18 protein-coding genes and 1 riboswitch are annotated in these 21,154 nt (G+C 28.9%); of the genes, 15 read left to right on the top strand and 3 right to left on the bottom strand.

Annotation, left to right across the window (positions count from 1 at the left end; translation table 11 throughout):
• Nucleotides 1-10: 10 nt before the first annotated feature.
• A protein-coding gene (gene prfB / locus WJW32_RS00335; protein ID WP_340253297.1) for a peptide chain release factor 2 occupies nucleotides 11-1,115 on the top strand; the annotation gives its coding sequence in 2 pieces (ribosomal slippage) (nucleotides 11-85 and nucleotides 87-1,115; 1,104 coding nt in all).
• A gap of 28 nt (nucleotides 1,116-1,143) precedes the next feature.
• Here prfB and WJW32_RS00340 read toward each other — a convergent pair.
• Nucleotides 1,144-1,590: a YaaR family protein gene (locus WJW32_RS00340; RefSeq protein ID WP_340253300.1), complete on the bottom strand. Its 447-nt coding sequence runs from the start codon at nucleotides 1,588-1,590 to the stop codon at nucleotides 1,144-1,146.
• Between the two features lie 281 nt (nucleotides 1,591-1,871).
• Between WJW32_RS00340 and WJW32_RS00345 the strand changes: the two genes are divergently transcribed.
• The 13 genes from WJW32_RS00345 (at nucleotide 1,872) to tsaD (ending at nucleotide 18,148) form a co-directional block, all read left to right on the top strand.
• Nucleotides 1,872-4,571 (top strand): DUF6240 domain-containing protein, encoded by a 2,700-nt coding sequence (locus WJW32_RS00345; protein WP_340253303.1) that lies wholly within the window; start codon nucleotides 1,872-1,874, stop codon nucleotides 4,569-4,571.
• A gap of 10 nt (nucleotides 4,572-4,581) precedes the next feature.
• Nucleotides 4,582-4,710, top strand: coding sequence for a hypothetical protein (locus tag WJW32_RS00350; RefSeq protein ID WP_340253306.1), 129 nt, complete (start codon nucleotides 4,582-4,584; stop codon nucleotides 4,708-4,710).
• A 63-nt stretch (nucleotides 4,711-4,773) separates the two neighbouring features.
• Nucleotides 4,774-6,771 (top strand): flagellin N-terminal helical domain-containing protein, encoded by a 1,998-nt coding sequence (locus WJW32_RS00355; RefSeq protein ID WP_340253309.1) that lies wholly within the window; start codon nucleotides 4,774-4,776, stop codon nucleotides 6,769-6,771.
• A gap of 16 nt (nucleotides 6,772-6,787) precedes the next feature.
• Entirely contained in the window at nucleotides 6,788-7,252 is a 465-nt protein-coding gene (locus WJW32_RS00360; RefSeq protein WP_340253312.1) for a flagellar export chaperone FliS, read from the top strand.
• 238 nt (nucleotides 7,253-7,490) lie between these two features.
• Nucleotides 7,491-9,629 carry a Tex family protein gene (locus WJW32_RS00365; protein ID WP_340253315.1) on the top strand — a complete coding sequence of 713 codons (2,139 nt, stop codon included), beginning with the start codon at nucleotides 7,491-7,493 and terminating at the stop codon, nucleotides 9,627-9,629.
• Between the two features lie 5 nt (nucleotides 9,630-9,634).
• A complete protein-coding gene (locus WJW32_RS00370) occupies nucleotides 9,635-11,719 on the top strand; it encodes an ATP-binding protein (protein WP_340253318.1) in 2,085 nt (694 codons plus the stop codon).
• A 10-nt stretch (nucleotides 11,720-11,729) separates the two neighbouring features.
• Nucleotides 11,730-13,313 (top strand): sensor histidine kinase, encoded by a 1,584-nt coding sequence (locus WJW32_RS00375; protein ID WP_340253321.1) that lies wholly within the window; start codon nucleotides 11,730-11,732, stop codon nucleotides 13,311-13,313.
• Nucleotides 13,301-14,455: an amidohydrolase gene (locus WJW32_RS00380; RefSeq protein WP_340253324.1), complete on the top strand. Its 1,155-nt coding sequence runs from the start codon at nucleotides 13,301-13,303 to the stop codon at nucleotides 14,453-14,455. Before WJW32_RS00375 ends, WJW32_RS00380 begins: the two co-directional genes overlap by 13 nt.
• A gap of 86 nt (nucleotides 14,456-14,541) precedes the next feature.
• Nucleotides 14,542-14,658: riboswitch (FMN riboswitch) on the top strand.
• Nucleotides 14,659-14,764: 106 nt separating this feature from the next.
• A complete protein-coding gene (locus WJW32_RS00385) occupies nucleotides 14,765-15,367 on the top strand; it encodes an ECF transporter S component (protein WP_340253327.1) in 603 nt (200 codons plus the stop codon).
• A 142-nt stretch (nucleotides 15,368-15,509) separates the two neighbouring features.
• The gene (gene tsaE / locus WJW32_RS00390) at nucleotides 15,510-15,962 is read left to right on the top strand and encodes a tRNA (adenosine(37)-N6)-threonylcarbamoyltransferase complex ATPase subunit type 1 TsaE (protein WP_340253330.1); all 453 of its coding nucleotides are present in this window, start codon (nucleotides 15,510-15,512) and stop codon (nucleotides 15,960-15,962) included.
• Nucleotides 15,962-16,678 carry a tRNA (adenosine(37)-N6)-threonylcarbamoyltransferase complex dimerization subunit type 1 TsaB gene (gene tsaB / locus WJW32_RS00395; protein WP_340253333.1) on the top strand — a complete coding sequence of 239 codons (717 nt, stop codon included), beginning with the start codon at nucleotides 15,962-15,964 and terminating at the stop codon, nucleotides 16,676-16,678. Before tsaE ends, tsaB begins: the two co-directional genes overlap by 1 nt.
• On the top strand, nucleotides 16,668-17,132 hold the full coding sequence (gene rimI, locus WJW32_RS00400; protein ID WP_340253336.1) for a ribosomal protein S18-alanine N-acetyltransferase: 465 nt from the start codon (nucleotides 16,668-16,670) through the stop codon (nucleotides 17,130-17,132). Before tsaB ends, rimI begins: the two co-directional genes overlap by 11 nt.
• On the top strand, nucleotides 17,129-18,148 hold the full coding sequence (gene tsaD, locus WJW32_RS00405) for a tRNA (adenosine(37)-N6)-threonylcarbamoyltransferase complex transferase subunit TsaD (RefSeq protein ID WP_340253339.1): 1,020 nt from the start codon (nucleotides 17,129-17,131) through the stop codon (nucleotides 18,146-18,148). The genes rimI and tsaD overlap by 4 nt, the downstream gene beginning before the upstream one ends.
• A gap of 16 nt (nucleotides 18,149-18,164) precedes the next feature.
• Here the strand turns inward: tsaD and abc-f are convergent, their stop codons facing one another.
• Nucleotides 18,165-20,075 (bottom strand): ribosomal protection-like ABC-F family protein, encoded by a 1,911-nt coding sequence (gene abc-f, locus WJW32_RS00410; protein ID WP_340253342.1) that lies wholly within the window; start codon nucleotides 20,073-20,075, stop codon nucleotides 18,165-18,167.
• A 216-nt stretch (nucleotides 20,076-20,291) separates the two neighbouring features.
• On the opposite strand from abc-f, the gene WJW32_RS00415 reads away from it, so the two are divergent.
• Complete coding sequence (locus WJW32_RS00415; protein ID WP_340253345.1) at nucleotides 20,292-20,921, top strand: redox-sensing transcriptional repressor Rex; 630 nt, start codon at nucleotides 20,292-20,294, stop codon at nucleotides 20,919-20,921.
• Between the two features lie 44 nt (nucleotides 20,922-20,965).
• Here the strand turns inward: WJW32_RS00415 and WJW32_RS00420 are convergent, their stop codons facing one another.
• Nucleotides 20,966-21,136, bottom strand: a complete 171-nt coding sequence (locus tag WJW32_RS00420) for a 4Fe-4S binding protein (RefSeq protein WP_340253348.1) — start codon at nucleotides 21,134-21,136, stop codon at nucleotides 20,966-20,968.
• Nucleotides 21,137-21,154: the final 18 nt, after the last annotated feature.

Below are 21,154 nucleotides of genomic sequence, written 5' to 3' on the forward strand. Positions count from 1 at the left end.
GAGGCTTTAGATGCTTAATATTCAAGAATATAATCAAAGAATAGATGCGATGAAAAATTCAATAGAAGAATTGAGGGCTTCTCTTTGACATAGCAAAAATAGAATATAAAATACAAGAGCAAGAAAAGAAAATGTCTGAACAGAATTTTTGGGATGATAACGAAAAAGCTCAAAAATTACTTCAAGAAAACAAGATAATAAAAGAGAGTATAGAAGAATTTGAAAATCTTGAAAACTCTTTAGAGGATATAAACGTATTAATAGAGCTTGCTCTTGAAGAAGATGATTTATCTCTAGAGAAAGAGGTTAATAAATCTATAGAGGATTTATATTCAGATATAGATAAAATGAAAATAAAAACTCTTTTAAATGGAGAGTACGATAAAAATAACGCTATAATGTCTATTCACGCAGGTACAGGTGGACTTGATGCTCAGGATTGGGCAAAAATGTTACTTAGAATGTACACAAGATGGGCAGATAATAAGGGATATAAGGTTGATTTACTAGATATAATATCAGATCCTGAGGCTGGAATAAAAAGTGCGACATTGTCAGTAGAAGGAATTAATGCATATGGTTATCTAAAAGGAGAAAAGGGAGTTCATAGGTTGGTAAGAATATCTCCCTTTGATACATCTGGAAAGAGACATACATCATTTGCATCTATAGATGTATTACCAGAGCTTGATGATGATACAAGTGTAGATATAGATCCTGGTGATTTGAAAATAGACACGTATAGAGCATCAGGAGCTGGAGGACAACATGTAAATAAAACAGAATCAGCGGTTAGAATAACTCACATACCAACAGGGGTTGTGGTTCAATGTCAAAATCAAAGATCACAACATTTAAACAAAGATAAAGCTATGAAGATGCTAATGGCAAAGCTTATAGAGTTAAAAGAACTCGAGCAAAAAGAAAAAATAGAAGATATACAAGGTGAATATTCACAAATAGCATGGGGGAGTCAAATAAGATCATACGTATTCCAGCCATACAAATTAGTGAAAGACCATAGAACAAACCTAGATATTGGGAATGTTCAAAGCATAATGGATGGAAATTTAGATCCATTTATGAATGAATATCTAAAACACACCAAAAAATAAGGAAGAGACTTAGTCTCTTCCTTTTTTGCTACATCATCACATCAACTAGCATACCCTTTATACCATCAAGTTTTTTTATTACGGAAAGTCTATCTACTTCTTGTCCTAAAAACTCTTTAGTTAATGAGCTAAGCTCTCTATCTACATTCTTAACTATTCCATAAACCCTATGACGGCCTCTTCTATCTAGAAAGTTTTGTTGAGAGAAGGAATGAGAATTATTAACTGCTACGTTAAGGAACTCTTTTACTAATTTTTTATATTGAATCAAATCTTTAAGATATAGTTTTTCTCCTATCTTATCAGATTGTTCACTTATTTTATCGTAAAGCTCGGTTAAATGTTCTTTCACTTTATCAGATTTTATATTTTCAAATTTAGCTTTAAATTCCGCTCTTTTAATTTCTTTTGATTTATTAACTTTATTAACATTGGATATCTGATTTATATTATTAACTGGATTAACCTTGTTCAAAATCGCAACTCCTCTCTTTTAACGACTATATTATATGTTATCGGCAAAATAAATATAAATTTTATATATTGTTTTGTATATTTTAAATATAACCTATGTTGAGTTGATAAATCAAATGTATAGTATGAAAATACCATATAAACTTATAATTAGTTCATGTCGATAACTAATTATAAAGTGAAACTTAATTCAGAAGCTGTTAAGTTCTTATCTCCAGTATTAAGAGGATGGAGTGTTAGAACTTTTAGCTTTCGGATAACTAATTAAAAAAGGGTGAGGACATGATAAATAAAGCTTCAGCTGAGGCGGCATATGCTGTTGTAAGTAATGCCTACAATAATTTGAATACAACTTCAAAGGTTAGAGGTACAGTTGTTGAAATTAGTGAAAATGATCTAACTATAGATACTGGAGATAAGAAACTTCTTAATTTTAATCTTAAAGAAAATATAGATGCAAAAGCTGGGGATACAGTAGTAATAGATAAAAGAAATATAATAGAATCTAAAAAAGTAGATGATACTAGAAATGAAAAAACAACTGAAAATGAGAAAATAGAATATTCGGATATACTCAAAAAGCTAGATATAGATGTGAATGATGAAAATTTAGAAGCGGTTAAGACTCTTAAAAATAATGATATAAGTATAACTAAAGAAAATATTATGTCGTTTGTATATAGCAAAAAATCATTAGATGATATTATAGTTAATTTAGATTATGATAGTGCAGTTAAGATAATGGACAAGGGCATTGATATCGAAAATGATTCACTTCAAAAGATAGCTGATACTATAAAAGAAGTTAAAAGTGAAAAGGAAGGCTTCTCGTTTTTAAAATTATTTAAAAATAAAAAAGAACTTACAACAGATGAAGCTGAGAAAATAACAGAGAAACTGTATGGAAGCAAGATGGGTAAAGATATAACTGATATAGTAAAAACTTTACATAAAAAGAATGTTAATATAACTAAAAAAAATATAGAAAGAGTAAATGATATATTCTATAAACTAGATAAACTACAAGATGTAGAGGAAGATACATTTATAGACACGGTAAAAAACAATATAAGTCCTACAATAGATAACCTATACAAGATAAAGAATTTTGTAAAAAAAGGAGCTATAAAAGTAGCTGATAAGATAAGCTCTATATCTGTTAAAGCATATGAAGCATTGGTACCTAAGTTAAATAAGATTACACAAAAGGAACTTAATTTGCTACAAGATGATATAAAGGAAAGTCTTGATAGAATGCAAATAGATGTTACGGATAATAACATAAAGCTTTCTGAGAAAATGATAAAGAATGAATTAGAACTCACAAAAGAAAATATTCAAAGTATAAATGAAATGAAAGAAGCTTTAGATTATATAATCAAAAATTTAAATAAAGAAAATCTAGCAGTTATGATAAAAGAAGATATAGACATAGAAAAAATGGATATAAGAGATATAGCTGATAACTTAAAAAAAACAGATAACATTAATAAAACAGCTAATATAGAGGAAAAAGAAGTATCTGATATAATAGAAAAATTACAAAGTCTGAAAGAAATAGATGAAACTGATTTAGTTAAATTAATTAAAAAAGACGTAGATTTTAATTTGAGTAAATTAAATAAAGTTATATCAAATTCTAATATAGGCAATGATCTTATAGATACAACAGTGCAGTCTATAAGTAAGATTACACAAGTTTTTAATGATGTAAAGAATTTAGATTTTAATATAATTTCTTTCAATCTAAAAAACAATGTAGCTATGACGTTAAATAACATAAATGTATCAGATAAAGTTATAAATCAACAAGTTATAAAGCTTCAACTAAACAGTGAAAATATAGTTAAAAAGCATGTGAAAGAAAATATAAATTTATTTAAAACACAAGATAATGATACTAAAACTATGGACTTAAATAAAGCATTTGAAGTAGCTAAGTCTTTGGTTCAAAATAAATTAAGTTTAAGTAAAACTAATATTCAAAAGGTATACAGTGCATACAATCAATATGAATACATAAAAGATAACCTTACAAGTAATATGGTAAAGGAAAGTGTTAAGCAGAATAAACCTATAGATCATATGAATTTAAAAGAAGCTAGCTCTTATATAAGAGAATTTAATGATACTGATAGGGTAAATATGAAAATAGACAAGTATATTAAAAAGTTAACAGATAATATAAAAAATATAAATAGAGAAAAAAATAATTGTATAGCTTTTAATATAAAAAACAACAAAGATATGACTTTAAAACAAGTTCAAAGTACATCTGATTTTTTTAATAACAAGAATCAACTAGGTCATAAGATATCAAGCTTTTTAGATGAAATAAAAAAATCTACTAAGGTTGAGAAAAAAGAAGATATTGAGTTGAGAAATTATGCCGATAAAATAGAGAATACAGTTAAAAAATACTCTGATAACATAAAAAAAGGTGATTTCAAACCTAATAAAGTGCATGAAGATATACGTGAAGATATGAAAAATATCAGAGAAAATATAGATTTAACTAAGGAGTCTAATAAAGATATTAATGAAAAACATAAGGAAGTAAAAGAATCGGTTGAAAAGAGTTATATATCAAATAAAGATGAAAAATTTATTCAATATCCAATTATTATAAATGAACAGTTCTCAAATTTAAATATGTATTATAAAAATAGAAAAAATTCATCTGAAAATATAGATAAGGATGATATGGATGTTGTGATTAGCCTAGATACTAAGAATTTAGGAAATATAAATATTCACTTAGGAGTAAATAAATCTAAGGTTAAAGTTAAAATAGGGTTAGATGATAAGAAGGATATAGATTATATAAAAGGCAATAAAGATCTATTAAATAACTTTTTAGAAGAGATAGGGTATAATTTAGACGATATAGAATTTGATTTTGATAAAGATAATATAATGAATCTAAATGATGAACAGGAAATAGAAAGTGATATTAAGGGATTTTTGGATATCAAGATTTAGAGGAGGCAATATGGATAATCAAGATCTAAAAAATGAAAAAGATTTAAATGAAGATATTCCAAAGGAATTGATAGACATTGTATCTAAAGTCCTACTTTTTGTTGAAAATATAGACGAAAGAAGGAATAGAAAGGATTAAAGTTTTTACGTATATAAGACGATAAAATAAAAGGAATTATTAATACGGGGAGGAATTATTAAGATGAGAATTAATCATAATATACCATCGATGAATGCACATAGATTACTTAATGTTAACAATGCCGCTGCATCAAAGGCACTTGAAAAATTATCTTCAGGTAAGAGAATAAATAGGGCTGGGGATGACGCAGCTGGAATGGCAATCACAGAGAAGATGAGAGCTCAAATAAATGGACTTAAGACGGCTTCAAGAAACTCTCTTGATGGTGTATCTTTAGTTCAAACTGCAGAAGGAGCTATGTCAGAAGTTCACTCTATGCTCCAAAGAATGAGAGAATTATCAGTACAAGCAGCAAATGGTACGGCAGCAGATTCTGACAGACAAGCGATACAAGATGAAATAAATCAATTAACATCAGAAGTAAATAGAATAGCAAATGGAACAGAGTATAATACAAGAAATATATTAAAAGGAAATGAAGGACCAAATAGTAATACAGAAGTTCATAGAATGTCTACTGGTGAACCAGCACAGATGATAGGTGAGAAAAATTTAAGAAATACAACTGACTTCCCTAATTTTAATCTCAAAAGTGATCAATTATCTATATGGATAGATGGAGAAGAAAAAGTAGTTAATTTAACTCAAACAGATGGTAGTACTGATGTAAATGATTTTATGGAGCTTGTAAATGATGCTTTAGGAGATTCAGCTAAGGCTGTTTTAAATAAATATGGACAAATAGAGATCACAACTGCATCTATAGGTGGAAGAAGTGAAGTGAAATTTACAGGAAATGCTGCAACTAAAATATTTGGTATGGAGCCAGCAACGGTAACTGGAACTACTGATTTTAATGGTGGTCAAGATTTTGGAACTACTGCTGACGGAAAAAAAATAAAAATAAATGGTAATGAAGTAACTCTAAATAATGTAAAGGGAATAGGGAATGGATCAGGAACGGGTACAGCTGATGATATCTCAATAGATGATGCTATAGATGCTTTACAAAAAGATATAGATACAGTTTCGGAACTACAAGGAAAAATTAAAGTTGAAAAAGATTCTACTGGTAAAAAGATAGTACTTACAACAGTTGATTTGGGAACAGAAGCTAAATTAAAGCTAGAAGCGGGAGCACCTGATGGATTAGGAGTATTAGGACTTACTGCAGCAGATAAGCAAGGAGCAGGGACTAATAAAGCTATGGGAAAAGCAGAAAATGCAACAAATACAGCAAAAGGAAGTTTTTACTTTGATGCAGTTCCTGAGGTTGGCTCAACGATTAAAATAGGAGATGAAATTATAGAGTTCTTTGATAGTAGCATATCTCCATATGTAGGTTCAAATAGACCTATTGATATAAATGGTAAAACTACTGCTGAAGCTGTTGTAGAAGAAATAGTAAATAAGTTTGCAACAGGAATAGACGGAGTAACTTTAAGTGAAGATCCTAGTTTTGATTTAGGAGCATCAGGAACATCTACAAATGCTAGATTAAACATAGTGGCTACAAAGGCAGGATTTGATGGGAATTTAATATATCTTGAAGGTACTCCAGATGATTTCACTACAAATCTTCAAGTAGGAGCAAATACAGGACAAAGATTCCGTCTTCAAATAGGAAATATAGGAGCAAAAGAATTAAAAATAAGTGCTGATAATCCAACAAGAAATCCAGGGGTTAAAGGTGCTTCTTATGTAAAGACAGGAGCAAGTGTTACAAATGGAATTTCTTCAAGTATGACAGAATATGCAGTAGATGTAACTTCTGAAGAAAAAGCTTCTGCAGCTATTAAAGTATTTGACAATGCTATAGTTCAAATAGCATCTGAGAGGTCAAAGCTTGGTGCTACTCAAAATAGACTTGAGCATACTATTGCAAATCTTGATAATACTAATGAAAACTTAACCGCTGCTATGTCTCGTATAGAAGACACTGATATGGCTCTTGAAATGGCTAATTATCAAAAATTAAATGTACTTCAACAAGCAGGGGTATCAATGCTTGCTCAAGCTAATCAACAGCCGCAAGCAATTCTTAAATTACTTGGTTAAGATTGGAGGTAATTAGATGATAGAAAAAGAATATTTAGCTTCAAGGGTTGCAACTGCTAATGAGGCACAGCTTGTAGCTATTATATATGAAGGATTAATTGATACATTTAATGAATGTATTTCTAATCTAGATAAAAAAGAAAGTTTAGATATTTTAATGGATAAGTGTAGAGATATATTAGCAGAGCTTATGGGCACATTAACAGGAGATTCTGAAATAGCAAATAACTATAAGAGATTATATTTATATATTAATAATATTATAACTGAAGGCTATATGACGAAGGATAAATCTAAGTTTGAAGAAGCTATAAAGGTAATGAAACCTTTGTATGAAGGTTGGAATGAACTTGGAGAAAAAATGTATATGGAAAACATAGATACAAATAAAGCCCCTAAAGTTGTAGTTGGAATGACATATGGAAAAGGATATGTTAATGAGAGTATAATGAATAATCAGGATAGATGGGAAAAAGGATAGACATAAAAGAGTCTCGCATTGTAAATAATAATGCGAGACTCTTTTGTAATATAAAGGAAACTTAATTCAGATGGAATTTTTACTTCAACTGAATTTTTAGCTTTCGGATAAAGCGAATTGAGATGAATGAAAATTGAAAATAATTCAAAAAAAGTATGATATTACATCAAACTAGTTTTTGAATATATAGTTTTTTTGATATAATGATTTTATAAGTTCGGATTAAGGAGAGATTAAGATGAATATAGAGAAAATACTACAAGAAGAATTGAATTTAAAATCTTCTCAGGTAATAAATACTATAAAAATGATAGATGATGGAAATACTATACCTTTTATTGCTAGATATAGAAAAGAGATGACTGGAAATTTAAGTGATGTTGTATTAAGAGAGTTTTATGATAGATTAAATTATCTTAGAAATTTGAAGAATAGAAAAGAAGATGTTGTTAGAATAATAGAAGAAGGCGGAAACTTAACAGATAAAATAAAAACAGATATAAAAAATGCTAAAACATTACAAGAGGTTGAAGATATCTATGTTCCATTTAAGCCTAAAAAAAGAACTAGAGCCACTATAGCTAAAGAAAAAGGGCTAGAAAAATTAGCTATATCTATAATGAATTATGATATAGAGGATATAAATAGTGAAGCTAAGAAATATATAGATAAAGATGTTAAAAATGAAGAAGAAGCCATAAAAGGGGCTCTTGATATAATAGCTGAAATTATATCTGAGGATGCTTCTCTTAGAAAGATTATAAGGAGAATAGCTTTAAATGATGGAGTTATATCATGTAAAGGAAGCACAGATGAAAAATCTGTATACGATATGTATTATTCTTATTCTGAAAAAGTTAAAACTATGGCATCGCATAGGATTTTGGCTATAAATAGAGGGGAAAAAGAAAAATTCTTGAAAGTTAAATTAGAACTTAATGAAGATATGATTATAGACAAGATAAAAAGTATTAATTTAAAGAATAAATCCAGTCAGTTGTCAAATTATATTGAACAAGCTATAAATGATTCATATAAAAGACTTATATTTCCTTCGATAGAGAGGGAGGTAAGAAGCTATTTAACTGAAAAGGCACAGGAAAGGGCTATAAAGGTATTTGGAGAAAATATAAAAAAATTATTGCTTCAACCTCCTGTTAAAGCAAATGTGGTTATGGGATTTGACCCTGCGTATAGAACTGGGTGTAAAATAGCTATAGTTGATGAAAATTCAAAATTACTAGATACAACTACAATTTATCCTACAAAACCTCAAAATGATGAGGAAGGATCTAAGAAGGTATTAATAGAACTTATAAATAAATACAATGTAAATATAATAGCTATAGGAAATGGTACTGCATCAAGGGAATCTGAGATGTTTGTCGCTAATTTAATAAAAGAAATAGATAAAGATATAAAATATATAATAGTAAGCGAAGCTGGTGCATCTATTTACTCAGCGTCATCATTAGCTACAGAGGAACATCCGGATATTAATGTTTCTATAAGGGGAGCAATATCTATAGCAAGAAGACTTCAAGATCCTCTTGCAGAGCTTGTAAAGATAGAGCCGCAACATATAGGTGTTGGACAATATCAACATGATATGAATCAAAAAAGGTTAGGATCAGTATTGGAAGGAGTAGTTGAGGACAGTGTAAATGCTGTAGGAGTTGATTTAAATAGTGCATCTTATTCTCTTCTTGAACATGTAGCTGGAATAAGTAAGTCGGTTGCTAAAAATATAGTTATATATAGAGAAGAAGTTGGAGAATTTAAATCTAGAAAAGAGCTTAAAAAAGTGAAAAGGTTAGGACCTTCAGCATTCGTGCAGTGTGCAGGATTTTTGAGAATAGATAATTCAAAAAATGTATTAGACAATACAGGAGTTCATCCAGAAAGTTATGATATATGTGAAAAATTAATAAAAAGGTTAGGATATACACTTGATGATATAAAGAATAAGAAGATAGAAGATATAGACGATAAAATTAAAAGTTTGGGTATAGAAAATTTGAGTTTAGAATTAAATGTAGGGGTTTTAACTTTAAAAGATATAATAAATGAAATTAAAAAGCCTGGCAGGGATCCTAGAGATGAAAGTATAAAACCTGTGTTTAGAAGTGATGTTTTAAAAATAGAAGATATTAAAGAAGGTATGATACTTAAGGGGACGGTTAGAAATGTAGTTGATTTTGGAGCTTTCGTCGATATTGGAATTAAGAATGATGGATTAGTTCATAAATCACAAATGAGCGATAGATTCGTTAAAGATCCAATGCAAATTGTATCTATAGGAGATATAGTAGATGTTAAAGTTATACAAATAGACTTACAAAAGCATAAGGTATCACTTTCTATGAAGGGGATTTAAATTATATGAGTATATGTAAATCATTAAGTATGGCGAGTAAGTTAAATAGTAACATGATACTTAGCACTAAACTTTATAGAGATTATACAATATTATTTAAATATATTAATTTTATTTTACGCAAAGAAGGCAGAATAATTATAATAGTAGATGGAAATTATGAAAATGAATTTTTTACTGAAGAAGAATTAAAACAATATAGATTATACGAGCACATAAAATCAGGTAAAATTATTATAAAAAATCGTGAAAATTTTGTAAATGATATGGAGTTATTTTATAAATTGAAAGTAGAAAGTGAAAAATTAGGGTATAAAACTAATTACATAGTAGGTATTTATTCTAGCGCTATTAATATGAAAACAGAGTTGATAAAGAATGTTATAAAAAATGGATATAAATTCTGTTGTTATTATAATGTACTTGAATTATCAATAGAAGATTTACTTGAAATATCGGTTTATTATGAAACTATATTGTTTGAAGATGATGAAACTATTGAAATATACAATAATAAAAAAATTAAGGAACTTGAATTGATATTACAAAGTATACGATCATCTGTTATAGCAAAAAAAAATACATACGATAATGTAAAAGATCTTGAAAAACTTAACTCTTTTTTAGGGAGTGTAAATAAAATAAGTAATTTAGATGATTTTTTAAAGAAGTTTTTAGATCTTGTAAGTAGCATAACGGATTGTAAAAGAAGTGGTATTTTGACTAAGTCTGAGTTTGAAAATTTTCAGATACATTATGAAAAGGGAATTTCGTGTGAGTGTGTTAAAGGTTACATAAATATAACTTTTAATGAAAATGAATTGATAAAAACTGTGGATAAAAATAATAAAATCATGGTATTTTTAAATATAAATGAATTCACTGTGATTTATTTATGTTTTGATAAGGATGTAAAAAAATATATAAATAAAGAAATACTTGAAATATACTCTTCTTCTGCTAAAAATATAGTAAATTCATTTCTAGAAAAGATAAAGAATGATAGAATAATAAGTCAGAATGAAAAGCTAAAGGCTCTTGGTGAAATAGCTAATGGAGTAGCACATGATTTTAATAATATATTGGCTACTATATCAGGGTATGTTGATTTATCTCTTGCTAAAAGACAAGATGATAATATTAGAGAATATTTGGAAATTATAAAAAGAGCTTCTCTTGATGGAGCAGAAATGTTGAGACGAATTCAAGAGTTTACTAAAAACATAAGAGAAGAAGAAAATTCTTTTTTTAGATTTGAAAGAATTATGAAGATAGTTCTAAATATGATAAACCCTAGGATCGATGATAAGGCTATGCTCGGTATAGATATAAATATAAATGAAGAATTAGATGCTAAAGGGTACGTTAAAGGTAGAGAATTTGAGATAAGAGAAGTTATGATAAATATCTTAAATAATGCTATAGATGCTATGCCTAGTGGCGGAGATATAAAAATAAAAACATATAATATAGATAATTATATTTATATTGAAATAGAGGATTCGGGTGATGGTATACCTAAGAATATTCTATCTAGAATATTTGACCCATTTTTTTCTACTAAAGGAGTTAATGGAAATGGTATAGGATTATCGGTATCATACAAGATAATAAAAGACCATGGGGGTAGCATAAAGGTTGAAACTGAAGAAGGAATAGGAACTAAGTTTATAATTTCACTTCCAATGCATTTGGAAGAAATTATCAATATAAATACTGAAAGTGAAGAAAAAGATGAAAAGTACCATAAAATATTAGTTGTAGATGACAAAATACAAGTTGCAATGGCAACGGGGGAAATAATAAAGAGTATAGGAAAAGAAGTAGACATATGCTATAGCGGTAAAGAAGCACTCCAAAAACTAGAAGTTGAGAAATATGACTTAATAATAAGTGACTTGGCAATGCCTAATCTAAATGGAATAGAGCTTGCAAAAAAAGTAAAAGACAAATATCCTCATATAAAGTTTGTTTTAATGACAGGCTGGTTAGGTGATATAGATAATTATAATGATACGACAATTGATTATATACTGGAAAAACCATTTGGCATAGATGAAATAAAGAAAATACTACAGATGCTAAATTAGGAGGAGTATGATGATTCAGTGGGGAAATATAGGGGTTATAGGTTCATCTAAACTGTTTGCAGTAGATTTAATGAAAAAAACTATAGACGAATCGCTGGATAATAATAGAAAATGTGCGTTTTTAGGAGATAAGAAAGTACTAGAAATGATAGGACATTATAGAGATGATGAAGTAATCGTTATAGAAGATAATAAATTTGAAGTAGATGAATACAAAAAAAATAAAAAATATTTTAACATGAGTATAGTTGTAACTTCGGATTGGATACATAAATACAGATATTATATTTTAGAAAATAAAGAGGAATACATTGATATTATAACTAATGAAAATTATAAACTATTAATATTTTTTAATATAATAGATTTTGAAATTGAAATTATGGATGAATTTTTAACAATTTATGATAAATTGATATTTGAAGATGAGAATGAAAGACAGACTATAAAAGTTGAAGACATAAGTAATATAAAATTTTTATTAAAATCTATAAAAAAATCTAAAATAGATAATCTAGACCTTCAAAAGAATAAAAAGAATCTAGAAACTTTAAATAACTCTATAATAAATTTTAGTTTCGAGAGTGACATTGAAAAAATAATAAAGAATGTTATAGAAACTGTACTTGAAATAACTGCTGCGGACTATGGTTCTATAACAGTATTATTTAGTAGTAATAAAATAGAAAAAGAATATTCTTACGCTAACATAGATATGACTTATAGTTATAGAATACATTGTAATGGAGAAATAGTAGGAATATTAACGCTTGGATACCGAGAAGGTTATAATAAAGGCAAAGCAGATGAATACATAATAGATGTTATATGCAAGAGTTTGGGAGATATAATATACGCAATAAAAGAAAAAGAAGAAGGCAAAATGCTTAAAAAAACAGATAAAAACATAAGATATACTGGTGAACTTGCCGGAGGAATAGTGCATGATCTCAACAATATATTTTCTATAATAAAGGGATATACTCAGCTTCTTGGAATAAATAAACAGGCTTCTAATATAAAAGAATATATAAATATAATCTACGATGGAGCTAATGAAGCTATAGACAAGGTTAAAACTTTGCAGGATTTTTCTAGAAACATAAGAGAAGATAAGAAATATGTATTAATAAATGATATAATTAAAAAAGCCATAAAGACTACTAGACCTAAATGGGAGAATATGACTTATATAAAAGGCATAAATATAGACATAATACTGAATTTAAATAGTGAAAAAACTATATTCGTACAAGAATCTGACATACAAGAATCAATTGTAAATATGATATTAAATTCAGTGGATTCTATGGAAGAAGGCGGAAATATATATATAAACACTTATGATTTAGACGGTGAAGTGTTAATGGAAATAATAGACCAAGGAAAAGGAATGGATAAAGAAATATTAGATAAAATATTTGAACCATTCTTTACTACAAAGCAAAAAAGTACAGGGCTTGGTCTTAGTATAGTTAAGAAAAATGTAGAGGCAAACGAAGGTAATATAGGTGCCACTTCTATTAAAGGACAGATGTCTAAGTTTGAAATAAGATTGCCTATAAAGGAGGAAAATGCAGAATGTTATGCATAAAAAATGCTAAAATAAATACTGTAACAAATGGAATTATACAAGGAGATATATTAATCCAAAACGGTAAGATAAAAGAAATAGGAAAAGACATAGTTGTACCTCTAGATGTAAAAGTGGTAGATGCAAAAGAAAACCATGTATTTCCAGGATTTATAGACCCTCATACTCATGTTGGAATGTGGGAAGATGGAATGGGATATGAGGGTGCTGATGGAAATGAAGAGACAGATCCTATAACTCCGCACTTAAGTGCTGTTGATGGCATTAATGCAATGGATAGAAACTTTAAAGAAGCATATGAGGGTGGAATAACTACTGTGGCAAGTGGACCTGGAAGTGCTAACGTTATAGGAGGTCAATTTATAGCTTTAAAGACATATGGAGATAGAATAGATGATATGGTATTAAAGACTATAGGAATGAAAATAGCTTTTGGAGAAAATCCAAAATCAGCATATGGAAAAGAAGATAAAACTCCTCAAACTAGAATGGCAACGGCAGCTCTACTTAGAGAGACATTAAAAAGAGCTCAATTTTATCTTGAGGATATGATAGATTATGAAGAAGATGAAGATTGTGATAGACCTGAATATGACAATAAGCTAGAGGCATTGATTCCTGTTCTTAAGAAAGAAATACCACTTAAAGCTCATGCACATAGAGCTGATGATATATTTACAGCTATTAGGATAGCAAAAGAATTTGATTTAAATCTAACAATTGACCATTGTACTGAAGGTCACTTAATAACAAAGCATTTAGCTAAAGAAAACTACCCTGTTCTTGTAGGACCGTCTTTATCGGAAAGATGTAAAATAGAGCTTAGAAATTTAACATTTGAAACACCTGGAATTCTGTCAAATGAAGGGCTTAATGTTTCTCTAATGACAGATCACCCTGTTGTTCCAATTCAATATCTACCTCTTTGCGCATCTCTTGCTGTAAAAGCTGGAATGGATAAGAATAAAGCTATAGAAGCTATAACTATAAACCCTGCTAAGGTTTTAGGTCTTGAAGATAGAATTGGATCTATAGAAGTTGGAAAAGATGCGGATATAGTTATATGGAATGGACATCCGCTTGATATTCAAAGTAACGTAGTATGTACTATAATAAATGGTGAGGTAGTTTACTCAGCTTAATTTAGACTAGTATATATTTAAAATTATTTTGACAAATTATTGGAAAAGTATTAATATAATATTAAATAAAACTAAAAAAGTATGAAGATAATCTTCAGGGCAGGGTGAAATTCCCGACCGGCGGTAAAGCCCGCGAGCCATTTGATGGCAGACTTGGTTAGATTCCAAGGCCGACAGTAAAGTCTGGATGAAAGAAGATGATAAGATAGTGTATGTATATGCATATCTGTATCTATTTTGATTATTAAGCCTGAAGAATATCTTCAGGCTTTTGTTATTATTTTAAGCGAATTTCAGGGAGGTATAAATATGTATAATCAAGCTACAACGAAAAAGAATCTTTTTACGACATCTGTTTTAGTTAAAATATCTATTTTATCTGTGATATCATACTTAATAATGTTTATTGAATTTCCAATAATATTTGCACCGGGATTTTTAAAATTAGATTTTTCTGATATACCAGCTATAATAGGTGGGTTTGCTCTAGGTCCAGTGGCAGGAATATTTATAGAACTTATAAAGAATTTACTACACTTTGTAACAAAGAGCTCTACTGGTGGAGTTGGAGAAATAGCTAACTTTTTAATAGGAGGAGCTTTCGTATTTATATCATCTGGAATATATCATCTTAAAAAGAATAAGAGAAATGCTATAATTGGATGCTTAATAGGAACAATAGGTATGAGTATAGTAGGAGCTTTAGCTAACTATTATATACTTATTCCGTTTTACGCAAATATGTTTCCAATAGATGCAATAGTTCAAATGGGAACTGTTGTAAACAAGAATATAGTAGATGTTAAGACTTTAATATACTATGGAGTTGTACCGTTTAATATATTTAAAGGTATTGTAATGTCTGTTGTTACAGCTGTATTGTATAAGAAGGTTTCTTGTATAATAAAATAGATTTAATATAATGATAATAAAAGCCATGAATAATATTCATGGCTTCTGTTTTTTTGTATTATTATAATTTTTCGTGTTTTTTGATATAATAAGGTGCATAGTGATTATTTGGTTAAAACTAAGGTTGGATAGGAGCAGAAACATGGAAAAGATATATTTAAAAAATGAACAAGAGACTAGCGAAATTGGATATAGATTGGGACAACTTTTAAATAAAGGTGATGTAGTATGTTTAATAGGAGATTTAGGTGCTGGAAAAACTACTATAACAAAGAGTATAGCAAAAGCACTTGAAGTAGATGATTATATTACAAGTCCTACATTTACTATAGTTAATGAATACGATGGGAAATATCCACTTTATCATTTTGATGTTTACAGAATATCATCTAGTGAAGATATGTATGAGATAGGATTTGAAGAGTATTTATATGGAGATGGAATATGTATTATAGAGTGGGCTAATTTAATAGAAGATATACTTCCTGATGAATACATAAATATAGAACTTAATTACAAAGAAGAGGGTAGAGAAATGATACTTACTCCTCATGGAAAACATTATGAAAACATAGTAAAGGAGATAATTAAATAATGAAGGTACTTGGAATAGATACATCTTCAAAAGCTGCATCGGTTGCCATTATGGAAGATGATAAACTTATATCAGAATATACTATAAATAATAACAAAACACATTCACAAAAACTTATGCCAATAATTGAAAATATGTTTGAACTTAATGAAATGAGTGCAGACGATATAGATTTAATATCAGTATGCGTAGGTCCTGGTTCATTTACAGGGCTTAGAATTGGAGTTGCTACAGCTAAAGCTATAGCTCATGCGATAGATGTACCTATGGTTATTGTAAATTCACTTGAAGCACTTGCATTTAACATATCTATGACAAACAAAACAGTATACCCTATGATAGATGCACAAAAAAAACAGGTGTATACTTGTAAATATTCTTGGGACAAAGAATCTTTATTAAAAGTAGGAGAAATAGATGTAAAAAAAGTAGAAGATTTAGCTGAAGAACTTAAATCTTCATTAGAAGAATTCGTATTAATTGGAGAAGGTGCAGATTTACATAAAGAAGTTTTTGAAAATATAAATAACGTATATATAGCTCCTAATTCTCATAGATTATCAAGAGCATCTAGCATATGCGAAATAGGTATACAGAAATTTAAAAAAGGAGATACAAAAACTCATTATGATGTAGTACCTTATTATATAAGAAAATCTCAGGCAGAGGTTCAATATGAAGAAAAGATTAAGAGGTTAAAGGAAGATGGAAAATAATATAGTTATAAGAAATTTACAAGAAAAAGATATAGATGATTTAGTTGAAATAGAAGAACTTTGCTTTAAGACACCTTGGACAAAGAATTCCTTACAAAAAGAACTCAAAAACAAACTTGCTAGATACAAGGTAATAGAGAAAGATTCAAAAATAGTAGCCTATGCAGGAATATGGTTTGTAGTAGATGAAGGTCATATAACAAATGTTGCTGTTCATCCTGATTATAGAGGACTAGGGTATGGAAATCAAGTAATAGAAGCTTTAATAGACGAATGTGCAAAAAGTAATATAATATCTATGACTCTTGAGGTTAGAAAATCAAATGATACAGCTATTAAATTATATAAAAAATACGGTTTTAAATTATCTGGAATAAGACCTGGATATTATACTGATACTCAGGAGGATGCACTTATTATGTGGAAAGATATAGAAAAAGGAGAAAAAATATGAATGATATAATAACTTTGGCAATAGAAAGTAGTTGTGATGAAACTTCTGCCGCTATACTTAAAAATGGAAGAGAAGTTATATCTAATATAGTTGCAACTCAAATAGATCTTCATAAAAAATTTGGAGGAGTAGTTCCAGAGGTTGCATCGAGAAAACATGTAGAGAGTATAGATGCAGTAATTCAAAGTGCTTTAGATGAAGCTAACATGACATTTGATGATATAGATGTAATAGGGGTAACGCATGGACCAGGGCTTGTAGGAGCTTTATTGGTTGGACTATCTACTGCAAAGGCTCTATCATTTGCGTTAAATAAGCCTCTTGTAGGAGTTAACCATATAGAAGGACATATAAGTGCTAACTTTATACAAGATAAAGAACTAAAGCCTCCTTTTATATGCTTGATAGTGTCTGGTGGACACACTCATCTTGCTGAAGTTAAAGACTATGGAAAATACGAGATACTTGGAAGAACTAGAGATGATGCAGCTGGTGAGGCATTTGATAAAATAGCAAGAGCAATGAAGCTTGGGTATCCAGGAGGACCTATAATAGATAGATTATCCAAGATAGGAAACAAGGATAGTATTAAATTTCCTAGAATATACTTAGAGAATGATAGCTACGATTTCAGCTTTAGTGGACTTAAATCATCTGTTTTAAACTATTTAAATGCTAAGAAAATGAAAAATGAAGATATAGTAGTTGAAGACGTTGCGGCATCATTTCAGCAAAGTGTTGTAGAAGTGCTTACTAATAAAGCTATAAAGGCAGCTAAGGAAAGAGGATATGACAAAATAGTTTTAGCTGGAGGAGTAGCAGCAAACTCTGGGCTTAGAGAAATGTTAGTAGCTGAATGTAAAAATCACAACATAGATGTTAAATATCCATCTTTAGATTTATGTACGGATAATGCTGCTATGATCGGATGTGCAGCTTATTATGATTATATAAACGGTAAGGTTGATGACCTTAGCTTAAATGCAGTTCCAAATTTAAAACTTGGACAAAAATAGAATAAAGAAGGGCTTATTACATAAGCCCTTCCCACAATTCATATAAATTTTCTAATCTTGTTTCAAATTCGGATTTTTTGGATGTAACCTCTTTAGATTTTTCAGGATTAGAATATACCTCTTCCTGGCACATAAGTTCATTCAGGTTTTCTATTTCAGATTCAACTTCCATTATTTCTTTTTCAATGTTTTGTCTTTGAATCCTTAACTTTTTTTCAGATTCTTTCTTTTCTCTTTCTTTTCTTTTTTCTTCTTTTATTTGAGTTTTAGTTTTTTCTTCAGTTATTTCAACTACAGATTCTTCTAATTGTTTTTTCTTTTCTATATAATAATCGTAATTTCCTAGATATTCTTTTACGCCATCTGGTCCCAGGAGAATTATTTTGTCTACAACAGTATTTAAGAAATATCTATCGTGTGAAATAACAAATAAAGTACCTTCGTAATTAGATAAAGCTTCCTCTAATACTTCCTTGGAGTTAATATCTAAGTGATTAGTAGGCTCATCTAAAAGTAAAAAGTTAGATTTTGAAAGCATAAGCTTTAAAAGAGCAACTCTGGCTCTTTCTCCTCCACTTAAAGTTGATATTTTCTTGAATACATCTTCATCTTCAAATAAGAATGCTGCAAGCATAGTTCTTATTGTGTTTTGCTGTAGTAATTTATTTTCATTCCAAATTTCATCAATTATAGTATTATCTAAATTAAGAGTCTTTTGTTCCTGATGAAAATAACCTATATTAACATTTTGACCTAACTTAAAATTGCCATCTATAAGTTCTAAATTATTCATTAAAACCTTGAATAAAGATGACTTACCTATCCCATTAGGACCTATAAGTGCTACTTTTTCTCCTTTATATATATTGAAATCAACATTTTTAAATAATGCATTATTATCATACCCGACAGATAAATTTTCAACAGATAATACATCGTTTCCGCTAGTAACACATGGTTCGAATCTAATACGAGCTTTTTTAGTAGCTGCATCAGGTTTTTTTAGAACATCTATTTTATCGAGAGCTTTTTCTCTACTTCTAGCTCTTTTGACCTGTTTTTCTCTTCCGAATGATTTTAATTTTTCGATAACATCTTCTTGTCTTTTAATTTCTCTTTGTTGATCTTCATATTTTTTTTGTTCTATTTCTTTTTCTATTTTTGATTTTTTTACGAACTCAGAATAATTACCATTATATGCAGTTAAAGTTCTGTTATGAAGTTCAAATACTCTATTAACGGTTTGATCTAAGAAGTATCTATCGTGGGAAATTATAAGAACACTTCCTTTATATTGCTTTAAGAAAAATTCAAGCCACTCAACAGCTTCAGTATCGAGATGGTTGGTAGGCTCATCTAGTAAAAGTAGAGTTGGTTTTTTAAGTAAAAGTTTAGCTAAAAGGACTCTAGTTTTCTCTCCTCCTGATAATATATTAACATTTTTGTCCATATCATCATCAGAAAAACCTAGTCCTTTAAGAACACCTTTTACTTCTGACTTATAACCATAACCATTTTTATCAGAAAATAATTCTAGTTTGCGAGAGTATTCATTCATTAACTTTTCAAGTTCTTTAGATTCAATTTGTTCACTTTTAATTGATATTTTGGATTCCAAATCCCGAAGATTTTTTTCCATATCTATAAGATCATTAAAAACTGTTAAAACTTCGTCTAATATATTTTTTTTAGATTCAAAATTCATATTCTGTTCTAAATAACCTATCTCAGTATTCTTAGATGTGTATACATCCCCGCTATCATGAGAATAATCCCCTGATAATATCTTAAATAAAGTAGTTTTACCAGTTCCGTTGATTCCTACGACACCTACTTTATCTCCTTCATTTACTGTAAAACTTATATCATTTAATACAGAATCTACGCCAAAACTTTTATTTATATTATTGCAAGATAGAACAATCATATTTATAACCTCCTAAATTAAAACAAATGCTAAGTAAAATTATAAAGTTTAAATAAGATATAATCAAGTTCTGTATAGTTGATTACTAAAAAATGATAAAAAAACCTATCAGTCGACAAAAAAGTATGGTACAATAATAAGTATGGTATTTGACAGATGAAAAAGAGTTTGTTATAATTATATCAAAAAGAAACTATATACAAAGTAGGTGGAGAAATGTCTAAACAAATTTCGATGGCTGTAATAAGAAGACTGCCAAAATATTATAGATACTTAAGGGACTTATTGGATAGAGATATATATAGAATTTCATCTAAAGAGTTAAGTGAAATAATAGGTTTTACAGCTTCTCAAATAAGACAAGATTTAAATAATTTTGGTGGATTTGGACAACAGGGATACGGATATAATGTTGAGGAACTATACAATGAAATCGGAAAAATATTAGGTATAGATAAGGGTTATAATACTGTAATAGTAGGAGCTGGTAATTTAGGACAAGCTATTGCTAATTATTCTGGATTTCAAAATTCTGGATTTAAAATAAAGGCTTTATTTGAAGCTAATCCTAGACTTATAGGTCTTAAAATAAGGAATTTAGAGATATTCGATATAGAAGATATAGAAGAATACATAAAGGAAAATGATATCCAAATAGCTGTAATATGTACTCCTAAGGAGAGTGCTCAAGATATAGCGGATATATTGGCTAAATCTGGAATAAATGGAATATGGAATTTTGCACCAGTGGATTTGGACTTACCAGAAAATCTAGTGGTTGAAAATGTTCACTTAACTGAGAGTCTTTATACGCTATCTTATTTATTAAATGAAAAGAATAGTTAAAAATAAATAAAGAAGCTATCATTTGATAGCTTCTTTATTATGTATTATTCAGCGTTTGGTGCATCTACTGGACATACTCCAGCACAAGCTCCACACTCGATGCAAGTGTCAGCATCTATAACGTATTTGTCATCTCCAGCTGATATACAGCTAACTGGACATTCAGGTTCACAAGCTCCACAGCTTATGCAAGCGTCATTAATTTTGTAAGCCATTTTAAATTCCTCCTCTAA

It is taken from the genome of Tepidibacter sp. Z1-5, assembly GCF_037844525.1.
Taxonomy (GTDB): domain Bacteria; phylum Bacillota; class Clostridia; order Peptostreptococcales; family Peptostreptococcaceae; genus Tepidibacter_A.